Source organism: Gelidibacter sp., from assembly GCF_039916245.1.
Lineage (GTDB): Bacteria > Bacteroidota > Bacteroidia > Flavobacteriales > Flavobacteriaceae > Gelidibacter.
The window spans coordinates 1-13,165 of the sequence record NZ_JBDSLS010000134.1 but is presented as its reverse complement, the minus strand read 5'-3'; the positions used below and the strand labels follow the sequence as shown (position 1 = coordinate 13,165).

Sequence of the window (13,165 nt, the reverse complement as noted above, 5' to 3'; positions counted from 1 at the left end):
AACGATTCCGTTGTTTTATAAGTATTTTACGGAGTTGAGTAAATAAGTTTTTTGTCCCTCACAGAGGCGCGGAGGCACAAAGTTTAAATTGCCACGAATTCACAAATAAGTTTTATAAACATTTGTGAATTTGTGGCTTTTTTGTTTCAAACTTCTGGGTGTACTCGTAGAAACAAATATCTTATTTGTACAGTGAAATCCGTGTCCAAAAAAGTCAGCGTCAATCACTACAAATCAGCGTCATCTGCGTTCCATTGGCATCAAGACCTTCATTCCTTATCTCTCGCAAAGGCGCGGAGGCGCAAAGTTTAAATAGCCACGAATTCACGAATAAGTTTTATAAACAATTGTGGATTTGCGCCTTTTTTGTTTCCAACTCTTGGGTGTTCTCGTAGAAATAAATATCTTATCTGTGAAAATCAGTGAAATCCGTGTCCAAAAAAATCAGCGTCATCTGCGTTCCATTGGTATCAAAACCTTCTTTCCTTATCTCTCGCAGAGCCGCGGAGGCACAGAGTTTAAATAGCCATAAATTCACGAATAATTTTATAAACATTTGTGAATTTGTGGCTATTTAGCTTCAAACATCTGGATGATCTCGCAGAAACAAATATTATGTGTGAAAACCGGTGAAATCCGTTTCCAAAAAAAAGCAGTAAAAATCAGTGCTCAAGATGAAAACATAAAATTTTAAAAACAATAAGAAACTTTCTATCTCGACAAAGCAAGTAGATACAGAGCAGCCCAAAGTTTATATCTCAACCAAGCCTGAACGTTCGGAAACTAATATTATTTAAACTTTTTATACCAGACCTCTCCGGTTTTTAAAACCTGAGAGGTCTTTTTTTTTATAATTACGTGTAACAAATCAGACTCTTTAACGTTCTAATAGCCAGCCCATCCTGAGCTTAGTCGAGGGTCAATCAAAAAATAAAATGACGTTATGTTAAAAAAATTCTTCATCCTGTGCTCTGGGTCAGATACTGACATTTTGGAGCAATGTTCCAACGGCGAACAAAACAAATATGCCGGCATTGGCGCTACCGTTTTCTTTACGGCCGTAATGGCTACTATTGCCGCAAGCTATGCACTTTTTACTGTTTTTGACAATGCATTTATTGCCATAAGCTTTGGCTTAATTTGGGGTTTGCTCATTTTTAATCTCGACCGATTCATAGTTTCTACGATTAAAAAAAGAAACAGTTTCATCAATGAATTAATTCAAGCCACCCCACGAATTATCTTAGCCGTGATTATCGCCATAGTGATTTCAAAACCCTTAGAACTGAAAATTTTCGAAAAGGAAATCAATCAAGTCCTCTTGGAACAGAAGAATGATTTGACATTGGCCAACAAGGATCAAATCGCGCAACAATTCGCCCCAACTATAAATGCCTTAGAAAACGAAATCACGTCATTAGAAACACAAATCAGTACTAAAGAAGCTGAAGTCAACGCGCTGTACAACACGTATATCACAGAAGCAGAAGGCACCGCCGGAACGCAACGTTTGGGAAAAGGTCCAGTTTACAAGGAAAAACGCGACAAACATGATGTTGCCTTGGCCGAATTCCAGCAATTAAAAACTACCAATCAAGAAAAAATCAAAGGTATTGAAAGTCAAATGCTGCTATTGCAGAATGATTACACCACCAAAGTTGAAAATTCACAACCTATTATTGACGGTTTTGATGGTTTAATGGCACGTATTACCGCTTTGGACAGCTTGCCTTGGCTGCCCTCTTTCTTTATATTCCTATTGTTTTTAGCGATAGAAACGTCTCCGATTTTCGCAAAATTAGTATCGCCAAAAGGCACTTATGATTTCAAATTGGAAGATGCAGAAACGGCTGTTAAAATCTGGGTTGAGCAGAAAGTAAATGAGCGCAACATCATGCTCAAAACAGATATAGCGATCAATAACAAAGTTTACAACGATATTGCTGAAGAAGACGAACTCTATCAATACAAACGTAAAAGTGCTAGAGAACTCATGCAACTCCAAGCCGATGCATTTTATAAGCACCAAAAAAACGCACTTTAGAAGTATTTCTTAAATTTTGCGGGAGCAAAGGCTGGGTCTATCGGCTAGCAAATCAACAAAAAAGGCACGTCTCTATCAATGCTGATAAAGACGTGCCTTTTTTTGTCATTTATGATCTATCAAAAATCGAAGACTGAGTTGATCCTTTCTCTTGATAATAGGAACCTAAAAGAATTATAGACGCTGCTAATGCCGATTTTAAATTTGGTTGAAAACACCTTGATAGCTTGAGGTAAATTACTGAAGTAAGACCTTGCTATTCAAGCTACGGACTCCTCCGATTTGAAATGCTCATAGAGATCATCACACCCCATGCCTATAATGGAAAGTTTTTTACCCTTAACAAGTGCTTCATTATGCAGTTGTGCTAAAGCGTTCACCCCATAACGGTCAATACTCGTTACGTTTTGAATGTTGATTGTCAACGCATTTTGCTTGTCAAAAATATTCGAAAACTCTTTTTTAAAGTGGTGTACGTTAAATTTATTAAGTGTTCCCGTAACTTGAAATAAGTTGTTTTGGCTAGTAATTTGTAAGTCCATAATTTCGCAGATTAAGATTGTTAATAATTTGATTTTCCGAGCTATTAACCATTGGGGATGAAGCAAATATCAAAAAATAAAATTAAACTCAGCAATATTCTCGACCAACGGTATTTTGATAGGTTTACTGAATGAAATGCTCTTTTTCACACGATGAAACTCAAGAAATCAAGACTTTACTGACTTAAAATTTTCGATTTGGATTAATTATATTCAAGTTTAAATTTGTTTTTTATCTGAAATTAGCTCTGACACTTATTTCCCTATTCCCGTTCCCATCCTCCACCCCATCAGGGCAGCTCCATATTAAAAAAAAAGCCTCCAATCGGGGTTTAATATAGAGCGTACTTGTAGTATTGAACATCCATTTCAAGTTCAAACCTGTACCCATATACCTCGAAATCAATGTCCTTTAGAATCCTCTTTGGAAACTCCCTCTGTTTTCAGAAAATTATTTTACCCTGGTTTTAATTATCTCAATATAATCGTTAACCCGTTTCTCCATAATAGATAAAGTCACTGTGCCTTGCTGTAAAATAGTTTCATGGAAATCTCTGATATTAAATTTTGGACCTAATTCTTTTTCTGCTTTTTGACGTAGTTCCCGAATTTTCAATTCGCCTATTTTATAAGACAGTGCTTGACCTGGCCAAGAGATATAACGATCCGTTTCCGTATGGACCTCATGTAAAGACAAGGCCGTATTTGAAGACATATAGTCAACCACTTGTTCGCGCGTCCATCCTTTGGCATGAATTCCGGTATCGACCACCAAGCGACAGGCGCGCCACATTTCGTAGGTCAGTTTCCCAAATTGTTCATAAGGCGTGGTGTACATTCCCATTTCGTCCGCTAAAAACTCGGAATACAAACCCCAACCTTCGCCATAGGCAGACAAATACAAGTTTTTTCGAAACCTCGGTATACTATCTCCCAATTCACTATTCAAACTGGTTTGCAAGTGATGTCCAGGAACGGCTTCGTGCACTGTTAACGCCGGCAAGGTGTACAAGGTTCGACTTGGTAAATCATAGGTGTTGACCCAATAATAGCCCGGATCGGTACTTTCTTTTGACGTTCCAATATAGCGACCTGTGGTATATTTTGGTGCAATCGCATCGGGAACAGGCGCTACACCATAAGGTTTACGAGGGAGCTGTTTGAAGTATCGTGGCAATTGCGCATCGGCTCGTTTTGCCATGTCACGCGCTATCATCAATAATTGTTCAGGAGTTTCAGCATAAAATTGTTGGTCTGTTCTTAAAAAATGAAAGAAGTCAGCAAAACTTCCTTTAAACTTCAAATCCTTGATAATTTGCTCCATTTCCGACTTAATGCGAGCGACTTCGCTTAAACCAATTTGATGAATATCCTCTGCAGTATATTGCGTGCTAGTGGTATAAAAATTGATTCTATTTTGATAGAAATCCTTGCCATTGGGTGTTTCAGAAACCCCTAACGAAGTTCTGGTTTTTGGAAAATATTCGGTTTCGAAAAAGTTCTTGATCCGTTTAAATTCTGGAGTAACCTTAGTTTCGATGGTTATTTTAGCCGCAGTTAAAACAGAATCTTTTTGGGCTTTGGTTAAGTCGTTTGGTAAATTTTTAAATGGCGAATAATAAAAACTGTCCTCAAAATTTCCGACAATATGATTGTTATATGTGGATTCGTAGCCTTTAAAAATAATTATGGGTTGTGATACGCCTTTTTTCAAGCCTTCTCTTAAATTTTTGAGATTCTGACTTACAAATTGTGGAATGGCATTCAATCTGTCCAAATAGCTTTTTACTTGCGCATAATTGGTCAATGGTCTTACCTGATAGGTTAGGTTGGTATGAAATCCTGTGTCTGATAATAAAGGATTCAGATATTGCTCAAACTTGTAATAATCGATTTTATCTTGCAGCACGAACGCTAACAATTCAGCTGAGATTTGCTCGGTTTCAGTGAGATAAGCGGTAGTAATCTTAGAGAGTTTGTTCAATGTTTTCTCGGCAAATTCTGCTTCAGCCTTAAAATAATCCTTGGTAAACAATCCCAAAGGATAGGTTTTAAAGTCGTATCCCTGATGTTGCTCATACTCTTTTATCAAATTATCCAAGGAAACAGAAGGGTTTTGGGAATTTGCAGTATCAATTCCAAAAAGGAAAACCATTAAAATGATTACAATGTTGATTGAAAATTTCATGTTTTAATTTTAATTTATAGTAATGTTTTCTTTGTAAAATAGTCAAAGTCCACAGTTATACGTATTGTTTTTATTATTTGAATTAAAGCTAATTTACCATCTAACCTCATTCTTATCAACTCTACTCCATTATTTTCTTCCAACAAAAAAATCAAGTTAGAAATTTCTAGTTATTTGAAAGCCATTCTAATAACAATTGGTAGTATATTATCCATTAAAAAAAATAATATCCCTACTTTTGAATAGGTTTAGTTTATTTCCACATCATGAAAGTTCTCCCTTTTAAAATACCAAAACCTCATCAGGATGCTTTCTGTTTTAAGATTGATGAAGCGCTTTCCTTTTATGATAAGTTACATCAGCATGAAGAACCCAACTGTGTTTTATTGTGGAAGGCGAAGGCACACTGATTGTGGGCGATACCATTAGCTATTATAAAAAAGGTGATGTGATGGTTAATTTCAACCGAAAGTTTAAATCGACATTAAGCAAGACTCCGATGAGCTTTAGAAAAAACAACACTTAAAATGAAAACAAAATACGTCTGGATTTTATTGACCATTGCAGCAGCAATCACAATTTATGGTGTGATGTCTGGAAAGTTCTTTTTTCTTTTTCTGATGCTACCCTTGGGGTTGGGGTTGTTTAGAAAGAAAGATGACGATCATTGAAGTGCCTGAAGTGATGTGAATCTATCTAAGTAATAAAGAAAGCTGTTACGCAAAGTTGCACAAAGGAAACACAAAGTTTCACAAAGAAAGTCAATCCTTTAATCAACAATTAAAATTAGTGCAATTCCGCTTAATCAACGTCACCCGCCTGAACGGACGGGCAGGTCAGCGTTCGATCTTAAAATAAAGCCATCATCTATTTTCCTAATGCAGGTCGACAAGTTTCAAAAGAAAAATTTCTGCTTAAAAAGTCTAAGATTTCTTCACGTATTTCGTGATGATCACAATCTGTTGACCATCCACTCTACCTTCTATAAATTCAGCGTTTTCATGATCCAATCGAATGTTTCTAACAGCAGTGCCTTGTTTGGCAACCATACTGGAACCTTTCACTTTTAAATCTTTGATCAACACGACTGAATCTCCTGCTTCCAAGACCACACCATTCACATCACGATGGATGATTTTATTGGCTGCATCTTCATGCTCGCCAGTTGCTCTTGCCAAGGCTAATGCCTCATCATCAAGATACATCATGTCCAACAAATCTTTTGGCCAACCTTCGCCACGCAATCTTTGAAGCATGCGCCATGCCATAATTTGAACGGCCACGTGCTCACTCCACATGCTATCGTTCAAACAACGCCAATGGTTGGAATCCATCTCCACTTTACCTTCTATTTGATCCAAACAGGTTTTACAAACCAACACATCATTGGCCACATTTTCGTTTAACGATGGTGGAATGGTGTATTGTGATAAATTTTCTTTTGAACCACAAAGTTCGCAGGTGCTGTTGCTTCTCTCTTGAAGCATTTGAAGGACGCTCATGGGATTGTTGATTTACGAGTTAAGATTAACGATTGCAGACCTAAAATTCTGCGGTGCAAAGATAACATTTTATTGAAGAGAATCCTTCTTTATAGTATTCATTGCGTTGCTGACAACAACATAGAAATGACCAAGGAGCTCAAAACAATTATGACCAAACCTCTCAGATTTTGAAAACCTGAGAAGTTTATAAATCAAGTTCATTTTAAGGAATCCCGCATCTTTTTAGGCATTCCTTTGACGACCATTGCGTAGGAATGATCAATGAGTTCTGTTAAGAATTTAGGAGAAATTTCATCCCGGGTAAGATCAATCGTATTCCAATGTTTTTTGTTCATATGATAACCAGGAGTAAACGCATCATATTCAGCACGCAGTTCTTCAGCATAATCGGGATCACATTTGAGGTTGATGCCTTTTTGACCTGCTTCCCATTTTTCCAAACTTACCAAAACGAACATTTTGCCTAAAACCTTAAAGACGAGCGTGTCCGCATCAAACGGGAAATCTTCTGTAACTTCCTTTTTAGAAAGGCAATAGGTTTGTAGCTCTTCGATATTCATATAATAAAATTCCAGATTAGACATTTCAATCCCTTTAAAATTTCGGATATTTAAGAGGATTCTAAAAACTTATGTGCTGATAAATAAATTAAGGCGTGTCATCTATTCTAAACGAAGAATAGATGGATTTATAAGCATAATCATTCAATTAATCACAGGACCGGTCAGATGATTTCAATATAATCAAGAACAAATTTCCGCCCAAACATGCCCAATTCCTCCAATTTGTAAGTCATTTTCATATCAATCCAAAATTTTATAGAGAACAGGTTTACTTGGCGTGGCATCGTTTTCAAACGGCGCAATCTGAAGATTTAAAAGATAACTGCCATCCTTGATTTTATTTTTGACATAGATAAATTCCGTGATGGTGCAATGTATTCGTCTGTCGCCATCAAAATCCCAAAAGGCTTTGTGTGCGAGTAATTTTCCCCCATCATGCTCGCGATCCACGCTCGGCAAATCGATTAGAACGTGCAGAATTCCTCGTTCTCTGATAAACACCATAGCTTCTTCCGTTAAATAGGTCCAATTGGTTTCAGAATAGTGTCGATTTTTTTTGCTCTTTGTATTTGGCAATGTACGGACGACCAAGGCTTCAGGCTTTTTGCCCTTCAACAAAACTTCGATTTGCTGTTTGGAAATAATTGTATCCTTCAAATAATTTTCTGGAGCGACGGATATCAATTCCGCAGTAAAGAAAAAATGCTTTAAATTTTTATTAATGGAATGGAATTCCTCTGTAATGTGCCCAATACACTCCGTATGTGTGCCGTGCGCGTGTGGATTGAACTGAATAGTATTAAAATTGATAGCTGCACCTGCTTTAATGCTCCCGACCCAATCGCCATTTTTAACCGGTTCTATTTCAGGCTTGCCAATATACCAGGCATTGATATTCTCTTTGGAAGCGCGCAGCGGAATCGAAATATCAAGTGGTTTTGATAAGTCTATCACGTAGGTATTTGACTGGTATTGTATGGTTGTTTTCATCATTTTTACTTTTATTTTAATCCTTTATAACCCTCTCAGGATTCCAAACCCTGAGAGGGGTAAAAAACCTGAGAAGAGTACAAATCACTCCAAAATTAAAAATTTAATATCTTCAAAATCTTGATTTCTGGAATGATATATTTTAAAATTCAGCAAATCATCAAACATCTCAATGACGTCATTTCTTAATATATAGGTTGGTTTAGATGATATGATTGAATGGTATGATGACCATTTATAATCTGAAATTGTATCAACTAATCTGTGATGAACAGGATTATTATGAATATAAAAATTCAATTTTATAAGATAATCCTGAGAGGTTACTACCTTTCGTTTGAAAGGTTTTTCAAACACACTTCCTGTTCGATCATACTTTTTATTTACAGCTTGTGTGTAAGCATTGAAAAGATGTGAAAATTGCTTTGACGGATTGACTTTTTCTTTGTTTATCTTAATGTGCGTAGAATAATTTAATTGATCTATTTTGATTTCATCAAGTTCTTTAATCCTTATTAAAAAATGAAAATGGTTTTTTAATAAGCACCAATAAAAAGTATCTGCTATAGGGTAAATATACTTCAAGTAAAGTGAGAGAAAATATCTGTAATTTTCTTCGTCAAAGAAGATAGTATTACCATTGTTTCCTCTATTATAAATATGGTAATAATGACCGAATTCTATTTTATCTAATAACGCCATAATATTTATAACTCTCTCAGAAAAACTCCCTCGAAAACTCTCTCAGGGTTTCAAACCCTGAGAGAGTTAAGAGAGTTAACTTTAATTCAACATAAAAAGATCAGAAGCGATGCCATCACTCAAAAACTGACCTTTTTTAGTGACTAGCAATTTGCCATCTTCAAGATACAATAAATGTTCAATAATATGTTTTTGAGATTGCTCCAAGAGATAAGTTTTATAAGAAACACCAAAATCCTGCTCCACTTTTTCTAAAGAAACACCCCAGATGGTGCGCAAGCCTGTCATTACGTATTCATTGTATTTGTCAGTAACCGTAAGCGTTTCAATCTCAATAGGGATTTTATTTTCTTCTAATGCCTTGATGTATTTTGTGTTATTTCGAACATTCCAACCTCGATGTTTTCCATCAAAGGAATGTGCCGAAGGTCCAATCCCCAAATAGGGTTTTCCTTGCCAATAGGCGGAATTATTTCTACTGAAATACCCAGGCTTCCCAAAATTAGAAAGCTCATAATGTACAAAACCAGCTTCTTCCAATTTTTCAACCATAATATGAAATTGCTCCTGAGCAAGATCATCATCGACATTTTTAATTGCGCCCTTTTTAATCAAAGATGCCAAAGCGGTTCTCGGCTCCACCGTTAACGCATAACTGGAAATATGAGGAATATTGAAAGACAATGCCGTTTCTATATTTTGAATCCATTGCTCATTGCTCATTCCTGGAATCCCGTAAATTAAATCGATAGAAATGTTATCGAAATGGCGCGTCGCTTCTTCCATACATTTTATGGCTTCTTCAGAATTGTGCGCGCGATTCATCAGTTTTAAATCGTCTTCAAAAAAAGATTGAATCCCGATGGACAGACGGTTTATTGGGGAATTCGAAAAGTCGTTGAGATGTTTAGTCGTTAAATCATCTGGATTTGCTTCGAGTGTAATTTCAGGATTTTCTGCAACTTTATAATGTTTATAAACCTCATCAATCAACAATTGCAACTCTTCCATCGACAATATACTTGGCGTGCCGCCGCCAAAATAAATGGTTTCAACAACTTGATCTTTAAATTCGTCTTTGCGTAATTCCAATTCCTTGACCAAGGCACCGACCAATTCATCTTTCTTCCTTAAAGACGTCGAAAAATGGAAGTCACAGTAGTGACAGGCTTGTTTGCAAAATGGGATATGGATGTAAATTCCAGACATGAATAATGAATAATGAATAATGAATAATGAATAATGAAAGTAAAAAAAGCTATTTCACAAAGCTACATAAAGCCTTCCTTTTTTATGAAAATGTATCAACAAATCAACTTCTCATTTTCATCATGGCAGAAAATGAAAGGTAATAGTAGTGCCCGGCATTAATAACGAATAAAGAAAATAAAAGCTATTACGCAAAGTTGCACAAAGGAGCACAAAGTTTCACAAAGACTTTCACTTGAAAAACTCCCGACTAACAACTGCTCGTCCGTTCGAGGCTTTTGCGAAGGCTAGATGACTGCCAACTGAAGACTGAGGACTGAATACTGCTAACTGAACACTACTTCTTCACTCTATCCTCATTCTGCTTTACAAAGGCAGCCCAACCTGTGTAACTTTTACCAACTTCAATACGGCCTTCATTATAAAAATGACATACCGCAGCCGCCAAACCATCCATTGAATCCAGATTTTTTGGTAAGGTTTTCAAGCCCAACAAACTTTGAAGCATTTTGGCTACCTGTTCTTTACTGGCGTTCCCGTTTCCGGTAATGGCCATTTTTATTTTTTTTGGAGCATATTCGGTAATCGGAACCTCTCTACTCAAACCTGCGGCCATGGCGACACCTTGCGCACGCCCCAACTTCAACATACTTTGCACGTTTTTCCCGAAAAAGGGTGCTTCAATAGCTATTTCGTCAGGATGATGCGTGTCAATAAGCTCAATGGTACGTTCAAAAATGAGTTTGAGTTTGAGGTAATGATCATCGTATTTCTTAAGATCCAATTCATTCAATTGTAAAAATGACATGGTTTTACCAACCACCTTAATCAGTCCGAAACCCATAATAGTCGTCCCAGGGTCAATCCCTAAAATAATTTTTTCTTTTATCATTTAATTACAATAATGGCAGCCACTTAAAGAGATGGAGGCCCCAAAAGCAACATACGCCAAATCGCCATTAAATGAAAACCCGTCGGTGGCTACGTTATATTTATTTTTCTTTGAAAGCGCATAAACATACGAACCGTCCACATAAATGGATAAGGATTCGGTCAATCTGTAATGCACTTCCACCCCAGCCATAACATTGGGATAGGTATAGGTGTTGTTCGCATAACTACCTAAAGGCTTGGTCATACTTAGGCCAGGACCAGCATGAGCCACAATGCCAATTGGAGGCGGCAAAAAAGTAAGCAAATCCTTAAAATCATAAACCCCCTGAACATTGACACGGGTATAATTTAATTTATAGGGCAAGGATCTATCTGTTGCTTCAGAAGAGCGATTGTAACCAAGATCCAGTTTAACGCCCCAATTTCTGGCAAACATATATTGCACTCCTAAATTAATGGTTGGAAAGTTGATTTGCTTGGAGAAGAATCCAACAGTTTCTTCTTGATCGATCGTATTATTGATTCCCAAAGCGAGTTGTAACTTCCATTTTTCAACATCCTTTTGGGCGCTACTTAAAGAGGTCGTCATAAGTGTCAAAAACAAAAGCCAACTTAAGTTTTGTATTTTAAAATAAGGTCTCATAAGCTAATTATGGTTTAATTTGCGATTATGTTAACGGCAATCTCTCACAAAACTAAACAATTCTCGCTTGTACTTATAAAAATAGGACTTGTTGTTGCTGCTTTTTATTTCATTTACACGAAACTGTTCCATAATAGAGATCTACATTTTGATGAATTCATTCAAAATCTGATGAATTTTAGCGCGATTTCAGCAAATACAATCCTTATTTTGCTTTTTTTAAGCATTTTTAACTGGTTTCTTGAAATCTTAAAATGGCAGACCTTAGTTGATTGCATTACAGAAATATCATTTAATGACGCTGCCGCCCAAACTTTAGGTGCGCTTACCGCCTCTCTATTAACTCCTAATCGCATTGGCGATTATGGCGCAAAAGCCATATACTACCAAGCACTTCAACGTAAAAAAATCGTATTACTAAACCTGATTGGCAATAGCGCTCAAATGGCCATCACTACAATTTTTGGAACTTTTGGCTTTGCATATGTTGCGCTTCGTTTTCAGCCTGAATTAAATTACAATGGTCTTTTCATTGGGCTTGGATTGCTTGGCTTTATAGCGACTTTCCTTATTTGGATCTTAAAAACGGATGGGTTTAAAAAACAGAAAAAGTTACTTTATAAACAGCTGGACTTCCTAAAGAACATTAGTAAAAACTCACTATTCAAAATAATCCTATTTTCCTTAGTTCGTTATTTGATCTTTTCTTTTCAGTTTTACTATTTGTTGTATTTATTTGGCATCGAAATGAACTATTTTGAAGCCATGGTATTCATCTCAAGCATGTATTTATTATCTTCCATTATACCGTCCATATTTATATTTGACGTGATCATTAAAGGTGGTGTTGCCATTTATCTGTTCGGATTAATTGGGGTTCCCGAAGCTATTATATTATCCATCGTCACCTTGATGTGGATTTTAAACTTTGTGCTTCCCAGTGTTATTGGCAGCTACCACGTCCTTAATTTTAAACTTCCTAAAACCGTTTCATGATTTTCATTATTATCAGCATTACTGTTGTTTATCTTTTCCTAATAGGAAGTTTTATTTTGGGCTTTGATCGTGTAAAAACTTTTGAATTGAGCGATGCAACCCCAAAAACGCGTTTCAGCATCCTTATTCCTTTTAGAAATGAGGAAAAAAATCTTCCTGCGCTTTTGGAATCGATTTCAGCGTTGAACTATCCGAAGGACTATTTCGAAATTATTTTTGTGGATGACGACTCTGACGACCATTCCGTTCATCTGCTCGATGCATTTCTGATACAAAGTGGAATTACAACCACTAACATTCAAATCATAAAAAACATAAGATTCAGCAATTCGCCAAAGAAAGATGCCATTACCCTGGCCATTTCAGAAGCAAAATATGATTGGATTGTGACCACAGATGCCGATAGTATACTTCCTAAATATTGGCTCGATAGTTTTGATGAATTCATTCAAAAGCAACAACCTGATATGATCGCCGCGCCAATAACCTACACCAAGGTCAAAGGTTTTTTACAAAACTTTCAACTCTTGGATGTGCTCAGTTTGCAAGGCGCCACCATGGGAGGCTTTGGGATAAAAAAGCCTTTTTTATGTAATGGCGCCAATTTAGCGTACAAAAAAGAACTTTTTAAAACCCTAAATGGCTTTCAAGGCAACACCGAAATAGCGAGTGGCGATGATGTTTTTTTACTCGAAAAGGCAAGCCGACATAAAACAACCAAAGTGGCGTATTTGAAATGCAAACAAGCCGTTGTTTTATCTTCAGCACTAAATTCAAGAAAAGATTTAATTGAGCAGCGCGTGCGTTGGGCAGCAAAATCAAGTGCTTATAAAAACTTGTTCGGGAAGTTCGCAGGGTTTATCATTTTATTACAAAACGCGCTTTTAAT

The 13,165-nt window shown here is 36.5% G+C and carries 13 protein-coding genes; 4 read left to right on the top strand and 9 right to left on the bottom strand.

Going from position 1 to position 13,165, the window contains the following annotated elements:
- The first annotated feature begins 943 nt into the window (after positions 1 to 943).
- Positions 944 to 2,044, top strand: coding sequence for a DUF4407 domain-containing protein (locus ABIQ28_RS06910; protein ID WP_348036143.1), 1,101 nt, complete (start codon positions 944 to 946; stop codon positions 2,042 to 2,044).
- A gap of 260 nt (positions 2,045 to 2,304) precedes the next feature.
- Here the strand turns inward: ABIQ28_RS06910 and ABIQ28_RS06905 are convergent, their stop codons facing one another.
- Together ABIQ28_RS06905 and ABIQ28_RS06900 are read right to left on the bottom strand one after the other, a co-directional pair.
- Positions 2,305 to 2,586 (bottom strand): STAS domain-containing protein, encoded by a 282-nt coding sequence (locus ABIQ28_RS06905; protein ID WP_348036142.1) that lies wholly within the window; start codon positions 2,584 to 2,586, stop codon positions 2,305 to 2,307.
- Between the two features lie 451 nt (positions 2,587 to 3,037).
- A complete protein-coding gene (locus tag ABIQ28_RS06900) occupies positions 3,038 to 4,774 on the bottom strand; it encodes a DUF885 domain-containing protein (RefSeq protein ID WP_348036141.1) in 1,737 nt (578 codons plus the stop codon).
- 527 nt (positions 4,775 to 5,301) lie between these two features.
- On the opposite strand from ABIQ28_RS06900, the gene ABIQ28_RS06895 reads away from it, so the two are divergent.
- Positions 5,302 to 5,445 carry a hypothetical protein gene (locus ABIQ28_RS06895; protein ID WP_348036140.1) on the top strand — a complete coding sequence of 48 codons (144 nt, stop codon included), beginning with the start codon at positions 5,302 to 5,304 and terminating at the stop codon, positions 5,443 to 5,445.
- A gap of 252 nt (positions 5,446 to 5,697) precedes the next feature.
- On the opposite strand, the gene ABIQ28_RS06890 is transcribed toward ABIQ28_RS06895, so the two are convergent.
- From ABIQ28_RS06890 to ABIQ28_RS06860, 7 genes are all read right to left on the bottom strand, one after another.
- Positions 5,698 to 6,276 (bottom strand): PhnA domain-containing protein, encoded by a 579-nt coding sequence (locus tag ABIQ28_RS06890; protein WP_348036139.1) that lies wholly within the window; start codon positions 6,274 to 6,276, stop codon positions 5,698 to 5,700.
- 200 nt (positions 6,277 to 6,476) lie between these two features.
- Entirely contained in the window at positions 6,477 to 6,839 is a 363-nt protein-coding gene (locus ABIQ28_RS06885; RefSeq protein ID WP_348036145.1) for an MmcQ/YjbR family DNA-binding protein, read from the bottom strand.
- Positions 6,840 to 7,082: 243 nt separating this feature from the next.
- Positions 7,083 to 7,832: a cyclase family protein gene (locus tag ABIQ28_RS06880; protein ID WP_348036144.1), complete on the bottom strand. Its 750-nt coding sequence runs from the start codon at positions 7,830 to 7,832 to the stop codon at positions 7,083 to 7,085.
- Positions 7,833 to 7,916: 84 nt separating this feature from the next.
- Positions 7,917 to 8,534 (bottom strand): hypothetical protein, encoded by a 618-nt coding sequence (locus ABIQ28_RS06875; RefSeq protein WP_348036138.1) that lies wholly within the window; start codon positions 8,532 to 8,534, stop codon positions 7,917 to 7,919.
- An 81-nt stretch (positions 8,535 to 8,615) separates the two neighbouring features.
- Positions 8,616 to 9,743 (bottom strand): radical SAM family heme chaperone HemW, encoded by a 1,128-nt coding sequence (gene hemW, locus ABIQ28_RS06870; protein ID WP_348036137.1) that lies wholly within the window; start codon positions 9,741 to 9,743, stop codon positions 8,616 to 8,618.
- Positions 9,744 to 10,080: 337 nt separating this feature from the next.
- A complete protein-coding gene (gene ruvC / locus ABIQ28_RS06865) occupies positions 10,081 to 10,635 on the bottom strand; it encodes a crossover junction endodeoxyribonuclease RuvC (RefSeq protein ID WP_348036136.1) in 555 nt (184 codons plus the stop codon).
- The gene (locus tag ABIQ28_RS06860) at positions 10,636 to 11,280 is read right to left on the bottom strand and encodes an outer membrane beta-barrel protein (RefSeq protein ID WP_348036135.1); all 645 of its coding nucleotides are present in this window, start codon (positions 11,278 to 11,280) and stop codon (positions 10,636 to 10,638) included.
- A gap of 27 nt (positions 11,281 to 11,307) precedes the next feature.
- On the opposite strand from ABIQ28_RS06860, the gene ABIQ28_RS06855 reads away from it, so the two are divergent.
- Positions 11,308 to 12,276 carry a lysylphosphatidylglycerol synthase domain-containing protein gene (locus tag ABIQ28_RS06855; RefSeq protein ID WP_348036134.1) on the top strand — a complete coding sequence of 323 codons (969 nt, stop codon included), beginning with the start codon at positions 11,308 to 11,310 and terminating at the stop codon, positions 12,274 to 12,276.
- Positions 12,273 to 13,165, top strand: an 893-nt coding sequence (locus tag ABIQ28_RS06850; RefSeq protein WP_348036133.1) for a glycosyltransferase, incomplete at its 3' end; no start/stop codon positions are given. The genes ABIQ28_RS06855 and ABIQ28_RS06850, both read left to right, overlap by 4 nt.